The 13,450-nt window shown below is 37.5% G+C and carries 13 protein-coding genes, 3 tRNA genes and 1 pseudogene; 5 read left to right on the top strand and 12 right to left on the bottom strand.

Features of this window, described 5'->3' with window-relative positions; genetic code table 11:
* The first annotated feature begins 144 nt into the window (after window positions 1–144).
* Window positions 145–242 (top strand) — tRNA-Leu (locus WIW72_RS12400).
* A 142-nt stretch (window positions 243–384) separates the two neighbouring features.
* Here the strand turns inward: WIW72_RS12400 and WIW72_RS12395 are convergent.
* A tRNA-Ile gene (locus tag WIW72_RS12395) sits at window positions 385–471 on the bottom strand.
* A 433-nt stretch (window positions 472–904) separates the two neighbouring features.
* On the opposite strand from WIW72_RS12395, the gene ahcY reads away from it, so the two are divergent.
* Window positions 905–2,149 carry an adenosylhomocysteinase gene (ahcY, locus tag WIW72_RS12390; RefSeq protein ID WP_337700782.1) on the top strand — a complete coding sequence of 415 codons (1,245 nt, stop codon included), beginning with the start codon at window positions 905–907 and terminating at the stop codon, window positions 2,147–2,149.
* Between the two features lie 10 nt (window positions 2,150–2,159).
* On the opposite strand, the gene WIW72_RS12385 is transcribed toward ahcY, so the two are convergent.
* The 10 genes and pseudogenes from WIW72_RS12385 to WIW72_RS12340 form a co-directional block, all read right to left on the bottom strand.
* Complete coding sequence (locus WIW72_RS12385) at window positions 2,160–3,170, bottom strand: potassium channel family protein (RefSeq protein WP_337700783.1); 1,011 nt, start codon at window positions 3,168–3,170, stop codon at window positions 2,160–2,162.
* Between the two features lie 60 nt (window positions 3,171–3,230).
* Window positions 3,231–3,938: a mechanosensitive ion channel domain-containing protein gene (locus WIW72_RS12380; RefSeq protein WP_337700784.1), complete on the bottom strand. Its 708-nt coding sequence runs from the start codon at window positions 3,936–3,938 to the stop codon at window positions 3,231–3,233.
* A 110-nt stretch (window positions 3,939–4,048) separates the two neighbouring features.
* Window positions 4,049–5,154: pseudogene (locus tag WIW72_RS12375) on the bottom strand (transposase).
* Window positions 5,155–5,407: 253 nt separating this feature from the next.
* Window positions 5,408–5,496 (bottom strand) — tRNA-Val (locus WIW72_RS12370).
* Window positions 5,497–5,508: 12 nt separating this feature from the next.
* The gene (locus WIW72_RS12365) at window positions 5,509–5,973 is read right to left on the bottom strand and encodes a RecB-family nuclease (protein ID WP_337699450.1); all 465 of its coding nucleotides are present in this window, start codon (window positions 5,971–5,973) and stop codon (window positions 5,509–5,511) included.
* Entirely contained in the window at window positions 5,945–6,931 is a 987-nt protein-coding gene (locus WIW72_RS12360) for a DNA cytosine methyltransferase (protein WP_337699452.1), read from the bottom strand. The genes WIW72_RS12365 and WIW72_RS12360 overlap by 29 nt, the downstream gene beginning before the upstream one ends.
* Complete coding sequence (locus WIW72_RS12355; protein WP_337700025.1) at window positions 6,909–7,424, bottom strand: transcription factor; 516 nt, start codon at window positions 7,422–7,424, stop codon at window positions 6,909–6,911. Before WIW72_RS12355 ends, WIW72_RS12360 begins: the two co-directional genes overlap by 23 nt.
* 16 nt (window positions 7,425–7,440) lie before the next feature.
* Complete coding sequence (locus WIW72_RS12350; protein ID WP_337700027.1) at window positions 7,441–7,923, bottom strand: tRNA methyltransferase; 483 nt, start codon at window positions 7,921–7,923, stop codon at window positions 7,441–7,443.
* Window positions 7,924–7,979: 56 nt separating this feature from the next.
* Window positions 7,980–9,047 carry a GTPase gene (locus WIW72_RS12345; protein ID WP_337699453.1) on the bottom strand — a complete coding sequence of 356 codons (1,068 nt, stop codon included), beginning with the start codon at window positions 9,045–9,047 and terminating at the stop codon, window positions 7,980–7,982.
* Window positions 9,044–9,538 (bottom strand): multiprotein bridging factor aMBF1, encoded by a 495-nt coding sequence (locus WIW72_RS12340; protein WP_337699455.1) that lies wholly within the window; start codon window positions 9,536–9,538, stop codon window positions 9,044–9,046. The genes WIW72_RS12345 and WIW72_RS12340 overlap by 4 nt, the downstream gene beginning before the upstream one ends.
* 69 nt (window positions 9,539–9,607) lie before the next feature.
* Here WIW72_RS12340 and WIW72_RS12335 point away from each other — a divergent pair, with 69 nt between their 5' ends.
* The 3 genes from WIW72_RS12335 to WIW72_RS12325 are packed head-to-tail and all read left to right on the top strand — an operon-like array spanning window position 9,608 to window position 12,013.
* Window positions 9,608–10,792 carry a proteasome-activating nucleotidase gene (locus tag WIW72_RS12335; protein WP_337699457.1) on the top strand — a complete coding sequence of 395 codons (1,185 nt, stop codon included), beginning with the start codon at window positions 9,608–9,610 and terminating at the stop codon, window positions 10,790–10,792.
* Complete coding sequence (locus WIW72_RS12330) at window positions 10,789–11,295, top strand: PUA domain-containing protein (RefSeq protein ID WP_337699458.1); 507 nt, start codon at window positions 10,789–10,791, stop codon at window positions 11,293–11,295. Before WIW72_RS12335 ends, WIW72_RS12330 begins: the two co-directional genes overlap by 4 nt.
* Window positions 11,288–12,013, top strand: a complete 726-nt coding sequence (locus WIW72_RS12325) for a proteasome assembly chaperone family protein (protein WP_337699460.1) — start codon at window positions 11,288–11,290, stop codon at window positions 12,011–12,013. The genes WIW72_RS12330 and WIW72_RS12325 overlap by 8 nt, the downstream gene beginning before the upstream one ends.
* Here the strand turns inward: WIW72_RS12325 and tgtA are convergent.
* Window positions 11,957–13,450: a tRNA guanosine(15) transglycosylase TgtA gene (gene tgtA / locus WIW72_RS12320; RefSeq protein WP_337699462.1), complete on the bottom strand. Its 1,494-nt coding sequence runs from the start codon at window positions 13,448–13,450 to the stop codon at window positions 11,957–11,959. The genes WIW72_RS12325 and tgtA overlap by 57 nt on opposite strands.

Here is a 13,450-nt window from a genome sequence, read left to right as displayed (position 1 = left end):
CAGAGTATAAATTAAGATTTTTGCTTTTTATTACAATCTCTAAGCTGTTCATTGTATCATTTAAGTTCACGTATAGGCGGGTAAAATAAATCCTTAATAGCATGGGAAAGAAATATAAAGTCAGACATAATATGAAATACTTGCGCGGGGGTGCCCGAGCTGGTCAAAGGGGGCGGACTTAAGACTCCGCGGAAGTGATCCGCTGGCGTAGGCCTGCGTGGGTTCAAGTCCCACCCCCCGCATACTTTTCATATTCCTATTTTCTTTATCGTTAAATTGCATTTCGGTCAGGAGAGCAAATCCTTAAGAAAAGCTCTTCATAACCATTTTACTTTTTAGCATATAAGACTCGTCATGTTTATTAAACTAACCAAGGAAAACCAGTGGGCCCGCGGGGACTTGAACCCCGGACCACCCGGTCTCTCAAAGACGTTATGAGCCGGGCGCTCTACCGGGCTAAGCTACGGGCCCTAACACTATAATAGTGTTAAGGAATGTTTTAAAAATGTTATGGTCGTTTTTACCAATTAAACCTAACAGAGGAATCCCATCTCTCCCTCAATACTGCACACTATCAGAATTAGTTAACTAAGTTAATCCATAAGGAAAAGGAATTGAGTTTAACATCTTTGTAAAATTATCTGTAACTTTTCGTTTTTCCTAGTAAATCGCACACATTCTAATTGAATCTGACCTCGAAATGGGAGAGCCCCAATCTAAATTGATTTTCCTTATCTAATATGATGATAGGGTTATAGGAAGAGCACCTAGGAAGTAGCTATGACCATTATTGACATATCAAAGTATGGAAGAGACATTGTTATCCATTAAATCATCTCTTTAACAAATTCGCCGTAGGTATACTTAAATTTCCATGTGAAGATTAAGCAAAGGAGGTTAAAATATGGACTATAAGGTTAAAGACCTCTCACTCGCAGAGCAAGGTAAAAAGCAAATAGAATGGGCAGAACTTCACATGCCAGCTTTAATGGAGATCAGAAACCAGTTCGAAGCGGAAAAACCTCTTAAGGGGATCAGAATAAGTGCAGTCCTTCATGTGACTAAGGAAACAGCTGCGCTAGTTAAGACGCTAAAAGCCGGAGGAGCTGAGGTTGCTTTAGCTGGAAGTAATCCTTTATCAACACAAGATGATGTTGCTGCGGCCTTAGTTGAAGAAGGTATACGCGTCTTCGCATGGAAAGGCGAGAACGAGAATGATTATTACAATAACATTAAAGAGATAATGAAGTACGAGCCTCAAATAGTTATGGACGATGGTGGTGACCTACATGCTTACATACACGAGAATTACTCAGGGAAAATCATAGGAGGAACTGAGGAGACAACGACAGGAGTTATCAGACTAAAGGCTATGGAAGAGGAGAAAGTGTTGAAATACCCCGTGGTAGCAGTAAATAATGCATTTACAAAGTATTTATTCGACAACAGAATAGGGACTGGACAGAGCACTATCGATGGAATTTTGAGGGCTACCAATATTTTGATAGCTGGTAAGGTTGCCGTGGTGGCAGGTTACGGATGGGTAGGTAGAGGTATAGCTCAAAGGCTTAGAGGTATGGGAGCTAGGGTTATTGTCGTTGAGGTATCGCCTTTAAGGGCTTTAGAAGCGGTAATGGATGGTTTTGACGTCATGCCTATGAGTAAGGCAGCGGAAATCGGAGAGATATTCGTAACAGCAACTGGAAACATTAACGTTATAAATAAGGAACACTTTCTGAAAATGAAAGACGGAGCGATATTAGCTAACTCAGGTCATTTTAACGTGGAGATAAATGTGAAATGGTTGAGAGAAATAGCAAAGCAAGTGAGGACTATAAGACCTTACCTTGAGGAGTATACGCTAGATGACGGTAAAAGAATATACTTATTAGCTGACGGTAGATTAGTGAACCTTGCGGCGGCTGAAGGACATCCGAGCGAAGTTATGGATTTAAGCTTCTCTAATCAAGCCTTGTCAGTGAAGTACCTTATCGAGAATAAAGACAAGTTGGAGCCGAAAGTGTATAATGTTCCTCAAGAGATTGACGAAACTGTAGCTATGCTAAAACTAAGAGGAATGGGAATAGAGTTAGAGCCCATGACCAAGGAGCAGATAGAATATATGAAGCAGTGGAGATACGGAACTTAAAACAATCTTTTTAGCTCAGAAGTTTTTCAACTTCTTTAAACGCTGAAGGATCTCCTAAAACGAACAAGGATTCCCCAGGCTTCACTTCAGTTTCTTTATCGAAATAGGGATCTAAATGACCGTCTCTAAGAATTGCGATCGGAATTACCTTGGGAGGAAGATCTTTTAGCTTTATTCTCTTCTTAACGTCGAACACTCCTATTGAGTACTCTTTTTCTCTGCTTGAGTAGATAATACCTGCAAAGGAGTTAGAAAGTGAGGCAAATGCTAGCATTCTTCCCATTATATCCTCATAGGGTATAACCACATCTGCACCAGCTGTTTTCACAATATCTATCATTGAAATGTCCTTAACCATAGTAACTACTTTTAAAGGAGGATTTAGTTTTTGAACTCTTAATGTTACTAGAAGTGTTTCGGAATCGTCGTCCATTGCAATTATCGCTGCTGACGCCTTCTCAACTCCTGCTGATATTAGATTATTTTCTTCTTTTGGATCTCCCAGTATTACATTATCCCCTTTTAGTTCTTCATAAAGAATTTTAGACGAAGTTAAAACTACGTAATCCCTTCCTAATTGCTGTAACTTTCTGGCAGCTGAAACTATGCTTTCAGCATTTCCTATCAAGACTATGTGGTTTACCATATGTTGTCCTCTCCATCTCGCTCTGGCATCTATCCATATATTTTTATTTACAAGGGTTCCAATTAAAGATTGAACCATAGATGCAAAAAGACCTACAGTGAACAAGATCAGTACGGTTAAGAACAATTTCTCATTACTAGGCATTGTGTTGATGTCTGGAGCGTAAAGACCTACAGTAGTTATGACGTTTACAGCAGCATAAATTGCTGAAATCCAGTCGAGATGTTGATAATAGACGAATACTAGTGCTATTACGTAAACTACTATTGATAGAATTGCTAATTGAGGGTATATTTTTCTAAGAACTGAGTATGGTGCAGCAAAAATCTCTAAAAAACGTAAGACGAACTTATTCCAAAATTTTATTCTATCCACAAATTACGTTAAGTATTACTGAGTATTAAAAGGCTTTAAAAAATGGAACTCAGAAAGTAACTAACTCTTCTTTTCTTGTTGTCCCGATTTAGGTAGTAGATAGATCTTATTTCCTATTATAGAGTTATTTGGCACTAACACTGTTGTTCCGTCTGGCTTGCTTAGATATGTGAATAATGTACTAACTTCTTCAACTATTCCTTCTTCGCTAAGTATATTAACATGATCCTTAATCCTAAATGGCCTAGCTAGAAGGATGAACATGCCAGCTACTGCTTGGCCTAGAACTTGTTGTGATGCAAAACCTATTACAATTCCTATAAAACCACCTAATGCTACACCTGCGGCCCCTCCAGCTGTTCCACCGGCTATTGCAGCTACTAGTGCTCCAATTCCTATTAGTCTAAAAACACTTCTCATTGAAGCAGCGGTCGAATGGTCGTACTTTAATCTCAAATTCCAGTATAAAACATTAGCAAATGCTTGAACTATAAAGTATCCAAATAATAGCGATATTAGAATATTTACGTAAGGTTCGTAGCCGGCTATCGATTGTGTACTTGCAGAGGCGTTGGTAGAACTGCTAGACGAACTGATATAAGGTATACTAGGTAGTGAGGTAATCATTTTCTCTAAAAAGGGAAAAACTAGGTTGTTGATTATCGCTTCTACTACCACATAGAGCACTATATAAAAAATTAATTTACCAGTTGTTTCTCCTATTTTCTTCCTTATTTCTTTAATATCAGTTATTTCCTCGTCTTTCATCATTGGATCTGATATTTCTCAAAAATATAAAATTATCACTACTCAAAATAATTTTCTATGTTTTTTACTCATTACCATATTTTTAATCATATAACAGCAGTTATGGGACTTTAACGTAACTTAAAGATTTTCATCAGCCCAGGTGGTCCGCCTAAATAACGTTCAACGAACCTGAGGAACGCCTCCACGCTCCTCAGGTTAAGAGCCCCCACCAGCTCCCTGACAACGTTGACCATGATGGTGAAGATCGTGAGGTAACCCTGAAGCCTCTCTCTCCTCCAGAACGAAGAGTCCTCCAGTCCCAAGGCCTTCACGTCCCTGTGAAGCTTCTCGATCTCCCACCTCATCCTCCATGCCTCCTCGATCTCCTCCTCACTGAGCGAGAGATCAGTCGTGTAGAGGTATCTGACGTGTGTACCGGAGTCACCTTTATATTCTTGGACTAGCAATTTTACCGTAATCACTCGGTCTCCCAGGGTTAGGTCGGCGTAGTAGACTCCGGGGGGTAGGTCTCCCACTCGGAGGTGTCCCTCCACCTCCTCGAGGGTCCCCCCGGGCCGACTCGACCCTGAGCTTGGTTGGACTTGAGCTCAGACACCACGTTGTCCGTCACGAGCTTCTCCGACCAGTACCACGAGTCGAAGACTACCCTGGACACGCGGAAGTACCCCTTGAGCACGTCCAACATCTCCTTGGCCAAGTCGATCTTGGTCTTGAACTCGGTGACCATCCCCAAGTCCAACATCTTCCTCACGGCGTAGGGGAAGGCTCCCACCATGAACGCCCTGCCCGTGGAGAGGTCTACTATGGCGACCGTGAGGAGTTGAACGCCCCTCTCGAACCTCCCGTGGGTGTGGCAGTAGATCCAGTAGTTCCCGTGGGGGCTCACGTCCTTTCCTCTGGAGTACTCCTTGTGGTCCACGGTGTCGTCTATGATTACAGCTACCTCACCCTTCACCAGCCCCGACAGTACCTTTAAGTAGTCCTTCCACGCGTCTTCGAGTTCTCCCAACGCCTCCAGCAGGTTTGCGTAGTCCAACCCGAACGTCTCAGCAGCATTCTTCACGCTGGCCCTACCACCTAGCAGGGTCATGAGGACTAGTGCTAACTCGACCTTCTTGCTCCTCCCGTTCCTCCTCACTATGCCCAGGACTTTGTTCACTGCCTTGATCAACTTCTCCTTAGCTAACTCGATTTGTCCTTTTCCGTTTGACATCTTTTCAGTATGAAGACGTCTAAAATTAAAAACTTCTCGCTAATACCGACTTCTTGGTATTACCTCCCTAAGATTCCCATAACTGCTGTAAAATATTTAAAACTGCCGAGGAACTAATTGAGAAACTAAAATGGTAATAAGTAAAAACTCTCGAGTTTAGAAAAACAATTGACGTGAATTTAAATTTATGAACAAAAAAGTAGCACGATAATTTCTTACATACTTCACCTAAAATTTTATTTTAAAATAAAAGTGGGCCCGCTGGGACTTGAACCCAGGACCTCCGCCTCTCCTAGCAGAGCTTGTAAGGGCGGCGTCCTAACCAGGCTAGACGACGGGCCCACTACAACTTTTTTAGCTTTGATCTTTTTTAAATTCTTCTCCACTCAACATATATGAAATTACAGCTAATGAAGCAACGGGTGGAACTTCACCCTTAAAGACAGGTAACTTATAAACGTCTCCCAAACTTTGCTCTATCTTACTAAATCCAGATTCCACGCCTGAAAAGATTAACATTATTCTCTTCTTGTTGGTAATCATTGATGGAGAAAAGACCTTATCTGCTTGTTGAGAAATTAAGATTATTGAATCTGGTGAGAAAAGCTCTATAGCATCCTTTAAGTCTGGTAGTACTATAAACGATTTGTTTAATTTAAAAGCTAATTTACTTGCATCTGCTACTCCTGCTTGAGCGGCTACCCCACCTATTTTAGTCACTATAACATACTTAATTTCTAAATTAAACGCTAGTTTTGCGAAATCTAATAATTTCTGAACACTACTTACATTATGCAGAACTACGAATATCTCGGGCATAGTATTCACTCATTATTTGTCGCGCGATCGCAGTAGATAAGGCTACTGCTACTGCTTCGCCTACTTGATTAAACTGATCATCCCTACTTCCAAGAAACACGTGAAAATCAGGATAGCTCATTAATCTTGCTTGCTCTCTGACCGTTAAAAACCTGTTCTCATATGGGTGTATAAATCTGGAATTACCCATTACAGTAGGAGCTAGCTTATTAGGGTTAAGCCTTATGTATAATGGGATATTCCTACCAGAACTCCCTCTGAACATTGTTAGATAATCATCAATTTTCGTCTTTGCGATTTCCTTAAGTTTTCTATCATTAACCTCCTGAACTTCATGATTAGGAACTTCGTTATAGGTTTTAGGATCGGATAGATCTTTGATTGCATCCCATACCATAACGTATCTACTCGACTTAGGAGGATCCAACGGTATGTTAGAAATAAATACCCTTGTTCTTCTTGATGGATTTCCATAATCCTCAGCATTTAGATAGTTAAAGAATATTTTCTCATAACCAACTCTCCTAAATTCCAACCTAATTGCATCCTTCAAGCTTTCTGTATTAATAATTGATGGAACGTTCTCCATTATAAATATTTTAGGCGAAAGCTCTCCTACGAGTCTTATGTACTCAAGAGTTAGTTCTCCTTTTTCGTCTAAGTAAAGTCTATCAAGAGGCTCTTTCATTCTGAACGGATTTGCTCCAGTGTAAGGTTCACAAGGGGGGCTACCTATAACTATATCAACCTCTCCTCCAACTAAATGTATTATATCGTCACCAGATATGTTACGTATATCATCTTCAATAATTATTGTGTTAGGAAAGTTAGCCGAGTATGTCCTTGCTGCCGAATGATTTATATCTATAGCTACTTTGATTTCAAATCCAGCTTTCCTGAAACCTAAAGAAAAACCTCCCGCACCTGAAAATAGATCAACTACCGTTAGTTTTCCCACGTTTTGTCTCTTTTTCTATTTCATCTTCTAACTGTTTAATTTTTTGTCCTAAAAACTGCCTAGCTTTTTCTGATTCATAATATTGAAGAACACTTCCGCATTTAGGACACTTAAACTCATTCTCTAAGGCCTCGTCCATAGTGTACTTTATATTATCTTGGGGGCAGAAGTAGAATAATGAGTCTTTTTCTTGTTCATACCTGATCTTTAGCTTATCAAGTATCATCCTCTTTCTATTCAAAAGAACATCGTTTATCTGATCTAGATTTACTTTCCAATAATAAATATATAAGCTGGAGTCCTTGTCCTTTGTTTTCCTACTAGCAACAAAACCCTGCTCAGAGAGTAAGTAGAGTTTTTTCCTTACCTCATTAGGTTTAACGTTAAGTTCTTTAGCCAGTTCCTCATCAGTTATTTCCGTTCTTTTCTTTAGTAAGTACTTTAATAAATCAGCCGCATCTTCACCGACCAATTCCTTCGCTAATTGTAAGATTAAGGTATCAGTCTTATCACTCACGTCTTACCACCTCCTTTCCTCTTTCTTTTGGAATAACAAGAAGTCTAGCATCACTAAATGATATATTTAGTTCCTCACCCTTATATATTCTGTCTAAAAAGATAGCCAGTGCAGATACTTCTGAATGAGGTTGGTTACCTACTGCTATATTATAATCAGCGTTATAATAGTACCATCCTTCTACTTTTTCTGAGCCTACTATTACTAATAAGGGAACTTTAATCTGAACGAGCTCTGATACTTTTTCAGTAAGATTTAGTCCATACATTGTTAAATGAACTACCTTACCTCCTTTTTCTTTCCAGTTTTTGACCAAAGTTTTAGGATTAGACACAAACTCTAACTTAAAGTAAGATTTTCCTCCCCATTCTTCCAAGACATTATATATCGTCTTAGCTAATTGAAAATCTTCTCCCTCAACGAAAACTCCTTTAGCGCCAAACGCTCTAGCAACTAAAATTACATGAGTTGTTATTCTCTTATCTCTGAAAGGTCTGTGTCCAAGTCTTAATACGTAAATATCTTTAAGTTCTACGCCCATACCATGTGGGTTAATTTCTCCTTTAAATAGTTAAGATTAATACCTTTCAAAGCTGATACTGGAATTATATCTTCTATCGGGGAGTAGAGATTCTCGCTTATTTTCTTTACTATAGCTATCTTATTCTCTACGTCTTCTTTCTGGACTAGATCTACCTTATTAAGGACTATAAGCATAGGTTTACCTGATATTCCTAGTTCACGTAATACTTCGATTGAACTTGTAAGCATTTCTATTAGCATACTATCATTGATTGATGCGTCTAATACTAGGACGAGAATATCAGCATATTTCGCTTCAGATAAAGTGACGAAGAAAGCCTCTACTATTTGTGGAGGAATTCCCCTTATAAACCCTACAGTATCTATTAGCATCACTTTCTCCTTTTTACCGTCAAGTTTTATAGGGATGGAATAACGCTTAGGAGATGTTGTAGTGAACATAGAGGAGTCAACTTTTTGTCTTAAGCCAGTTAAAGCGTTGAAAAGTGTTGTTTTACCGGCATTAGTATATCCTACTATGGCTATCTTTTTGAAATCGTTCTTTTTAATCTGCTCTTCTTTAACCTTACGTAACTGCTCTAATTCTTGCCTTATTTTAACTATTCTCCTAAGGTATAATCTGATCGCCGCTTCTACACCGTAAACTCCAGCTCCTAGTGGTCCTTGTTGCTCCGTTATCTTTGTCTTTTTATACATATCTTTGATTATAGGTAACTCATAACGTAATTTTGCTAGCTCTATCTGAAGCTTTGCTTCTTTCGAACCTGCATGTAAAGCGAAAATCTCTAATAATAATACTACTTTATCAAGAACTTTTTTGGAAGGAATCTCCCTATACAGCCCTATGAATTGCCTCGATTTTACTAAATCAAAAATTATTATAGCTTCTATACTATTATCGTTCTTTATTTGTTCAAGTTTATCTTTCTGTAAATAAAAAACTGGGTTAGGTTTCCTTGGCAAAGGATAAACTTTTGCTATCTCATATAAAGCAGATTCTGCTAGAGCTACCGCCTCATCTTCAAATTCTTCATTAACGAATAATATCGCCTTCAACTTTTACCCTCTCTAATGTGTGCAACATCGCCCAAGGTTAGAGTGAAGTCCCCTTCTTCCTCTTCTTCTCCCCCTTCCTCAACTGGTATTAGCAACTTAATTCCTAAGATCTTTTCTAATTGTTTTGCTTGTTGAATCGTGGGCTTTAATTTTCCGCTTTCGAACCTTTTTATTATATTTTCCGAAACTTTGAGTTGTTGTGCGAGTTGTTGTTGTGTTAGCTTTAACTTTTCCCTTGCCTCTTTAATTAACTTATAATAATCATCTACTACTTCTAGCTCCACTTCACTACTTATCTTTGGTACTGCTGGTTTTATACTTTTCTTAGGCTGTGTCTGTTTAGGTAAATCTGCAATTTTTGCACTTTTCTTAATTTTTGCATAACATGTAGGGCATACTGTAATTATACTCCCTTCAAAAGACACTGTAATCCCGTTACCTTTAATAGGTGATCCGCATAGCTCACAGTATTTTAATGCTTGACTTTGCATAGGATCTATACTCAATATCCACTCTTAAACATTTTTAGGGTTTTTAATCAATAATAATACTGAGGTCAGTTGTCAGGAGAAATTGATAGCTATAAGTCTCGCAATTATTCTAATAATAATGATGATGCCATTGTGAGACTTCTTGAAGAAAAGATAGAATCTCTTACCAAAGAGTTAGAAAAATTAAGGCAAGATCTTAACTGGTATAAAGGAGAGTTAGAAAAATTACTAGCACCTCCTTACATTGAAGCTACTGTACTAGACGTCTTACCGGATGGGAGAGTAGTAGTAAGAAGTTCTTCGGGTCCTAATTTAGTAGTGAATGTGACTTCGTCTATAGATATAAAGAAAATAAAGCCTGGCACATCAGTTGCATTAACTCAAAGAGGATCTGCGATTGTTGAAATTTTACCCAATAGAGAGGATGTATTAGTAAAATCCTTTGAGGTCATTGAGAAACCTAACATTCATTACTCAGATATAGGTGGATTAGAGGCCCAAATCCAGGAATTAAGAGAAGTAGTCGAAATGCCGTTAAAAAATCCAGAGTTATTTAAGGAAATAGGAATAGAGCCACCTAAAGGGGTTTTACTCTATGGTCCGCCTGGGACAGGAAAAACAATGCTAGCTAAAGCAGTTGCTACTGAAAGTAACGCAACATTCATACAAGTTGTTGCATCTGAGTTCGCTCAAAAATTCGTTGGAGAAGGAGCTAGAATTGTAAGGGAAGTATTTGAGTTAGCTAGGAGAAAAGCACCAGCAATCGTATTTATAGACGAAATAGATGCCATAGGTGCTAAAAGGATAGATATGGGAACTAGCGGGGAGAGAGAAGTTCAGAGGACATTAATGCAACTCTTAGCTGAAATAGATGGATTTAAACCTCTCGATAATGTTAAGATAATAGCAGCTACTAACAGAATTGACATATTAGACCCTGCATTACTTAGACCAGGTAGATTTGACAGACTAATAGAGGTTCCTTTACCAGATCTTAGAGGAAGAGAAGAAATATTCAAGATTTACTTGTCTAAAATGAAGGTGGACTCAACAATAGATTATTCAGAGTTAGCTAAATTAACAGAAGGTTTGAGCGGGGCTGATATTAAAAACATATGTACCGAGGCTGGGTATAATGCTATACGAGACGGAAGAAAGTTTGTAACTTATAATGATATAATCAGTGCAATAACTAAAGTGAAAAAGAGCAGATTCAAAAATAAAATCTCAGAGAGATCTGAAAAGTATGTATGATTAACTTAACACAGGCTAAGCCAGCATCTTATGCGGAAATTAGAAAGTTAAAAACTATAGCGTCTTATCAGTTTTCTTCTACAATAGCAGATTGTTTATTTCCGCCTAATGAAAAATTTTTTATACAGTATTCAATCGCTACGAATAAAATCCGTAATATTTTAGATCGTAATCTTAGATTATTCTTAGTCTTAAGGGCACAGGATTATTTATTTTCTTTAACTGAAATAAGCGGACAAATCATAAAAAAGTGTAGTGATAAACCTAAGTTTAGGTTTGTAGTCCTTAATGATATATCACAATTCATAAAAGAAGGTAGAAACGTTTTCTGTAAATTCGTATTGGAATCAGACGAGAGTATAAGGGCTGGAGATGAAGTACTCGTTGTTAACGAAGATGATGAACTGTTAGCTATCGGAAGAGCGAGAGTGTCGGGAGAGGAAGTAAAACATTATAAAAGGGGTATTGCTGTAATTGTTAAGAGGGAGGTAAAAGATGAATAATATCAAGATTGTACTTAAAGGAATTAATGAGGATCAGTTAAAAGGAGTTAACTTCATAACAGGTTTTAGAACGTTAGGAGAAGTCGGATATATAGCTACTAGATACATTGCCTTAAAACTAGGAATGAAAAGAGTTGGATTTGTACTTACTAAATATTTACGTGATGTCACTTTTCTAGATGAGTACGGGATAGCTACCCCTTTTGAACTATTTTATGATGATAAGAACCACCTTTTAGTTCTCTTAAGCCATTTATTACCTTTACAGAGAGAAGCTAATGAATTTTCAGAAACAATAGTAAAATGGCTGAAAAAACTAAACGTGACTAACGTTATCTTAATAGGAGGTCTCGATAAAAGATATAGAACCTCTAACTGTAATTTACGTTGGCTTAAGACTTCAAAAAGTAAGCTAAACCTAACTTACCCGATGATGGAGAAACAGTTATTAATGATCGGACCACTGGCGCTATTTACTATATATTCGGAGATCGAAGATTTGCCCGCTACTATATTACTACCATATGCTGATAGAGACAGAATAGACCCTGCAGCTGCGGCTATAGCGGTTGAAGAGGTAGGTAGAATCTTTAATATAAAGATAGACGTAGGAGAACTATATGAAGACGCTAAAAAGATAGAGGAAGAACTTCAAAAACAACTAGAACTGATCCAGAAAGAGCTTAATAGGAACGTCTCTGGAAGAGTTTATATGTAATTTTTCACATCCAACTATTGATAACGTAATGTCTTCATCCTTTAAAGTATTCAGAAATTCTTTAACTCTCTTCTTAGTAGCTTGAAGAACTTCCTCATCTATTAGCTTAGGTATTTCGTGTTGAGAATAAGGAAAAGTCTCCCTTAATTCATATGGTATAAGTCCATAGAAAGGATTGAATAAATATACTTCTATATTTGGATCTGAACTGTTGTAAGAATCCTCACATGTTATAACGATTTTTTTATGCTCTGATAACTTTGGTGAAATAATTTCCTTTAACCTCAACTGATGCCTTTTTATTTCAGGTCTCTCTAAAGAATCTTTATTATAGAGAAATATACCCTTTATTTCCCCTTTAGTTCTTGGATCAAATTTTTCCAAATATTCGGAATATTTTAATAGGGATTTAAAAGCGTCATAAACCCTTGGATGCGAAAAAGCCTTTTGCTGAAGGTACTCATAGAGTCTTCCTTCTTTTATAGATTGTTTTATAGTATTAATCTCTTCTTTAATTACGTAAAGATTATGAAGAGCTAAAAGCCTAGTCCGTGACTTTTGATCAGTTTCTAGAAGGTCTTTAGGCGTGTATCGAGTACATACTGGACATGAGCAAGGAAAGTACTCTAGTTCTTCTAAACGATATACTCTGTCCCTAGTCATGTATCTATTATCTCTAGCGTATAAAATATATGAAGCCGAATCAAAAGAGTCAACACCTAATGCGACAGCAAATGGCATTATATGAGGAAGTCCGCCTCCAAACAAGTGGAATACTTTACCTCTAGTTACGTTTGACTTTGCAGTATATATCATATCTATTAAGGGAATATAATCATATCTTTGCATTAAAACAGTGGGACTGCCTAATGCAAGAATTTTAAATTCATCGACCTTTAGAGAATACCTTGCTGAATAAGATAACAAGTTGAGATATCTACCACCTTGGATAGGATAAACCCATATGATTTCCTCTAAGGAGTTCTTTATGTAAGATAAGGACTCATTAACCCTATTTATAGTCTCTTCCACAGTGTACTTAGCCTCTTCTTCACTTCTTACATCTCCAGTTGGCACATCTAAAATTACAGCAATATCTGGTTTTATGGTGTTTTCATACTCTACGATTTCTTTATTGGTAACGTTTACTTGACCATATTGCAAAATCTGATATGCACCTGAGTCAGTCATAATTACTCCATTGAATTTAAAAAACTCATGAATTGAAGACTTAAGATTAAAATTCTTCTTAAGTAAATAAGCGTTAGTTATTATATTGTTAAATCCTACACTCTTTATATCTTCTATTGTTATCTCAGATTTTAAAGGATTTATCACAGGGAAAAAAACTGGAGTCTCAATATTTCCGTGCCTTGTATTAAGTACTCCTATTCTACCAGCTAGATCCTCATCTTTTATTTCAAATTCTCCTACCAT

It is taken from the genome of Stygiolobus sp. CP859M (genome assembly GCF_037389975.1).
In the GTDB taxonomy this organism is placed as follows: domain Archaea; phylum Thermoproteota; class Thermoprotei_A; order Sulfolobales; family Sulfolobaceae; genus Stygiolobus.
This window is presented reverse-complemented; position numbering and strand designations above follow the sequence as displayed.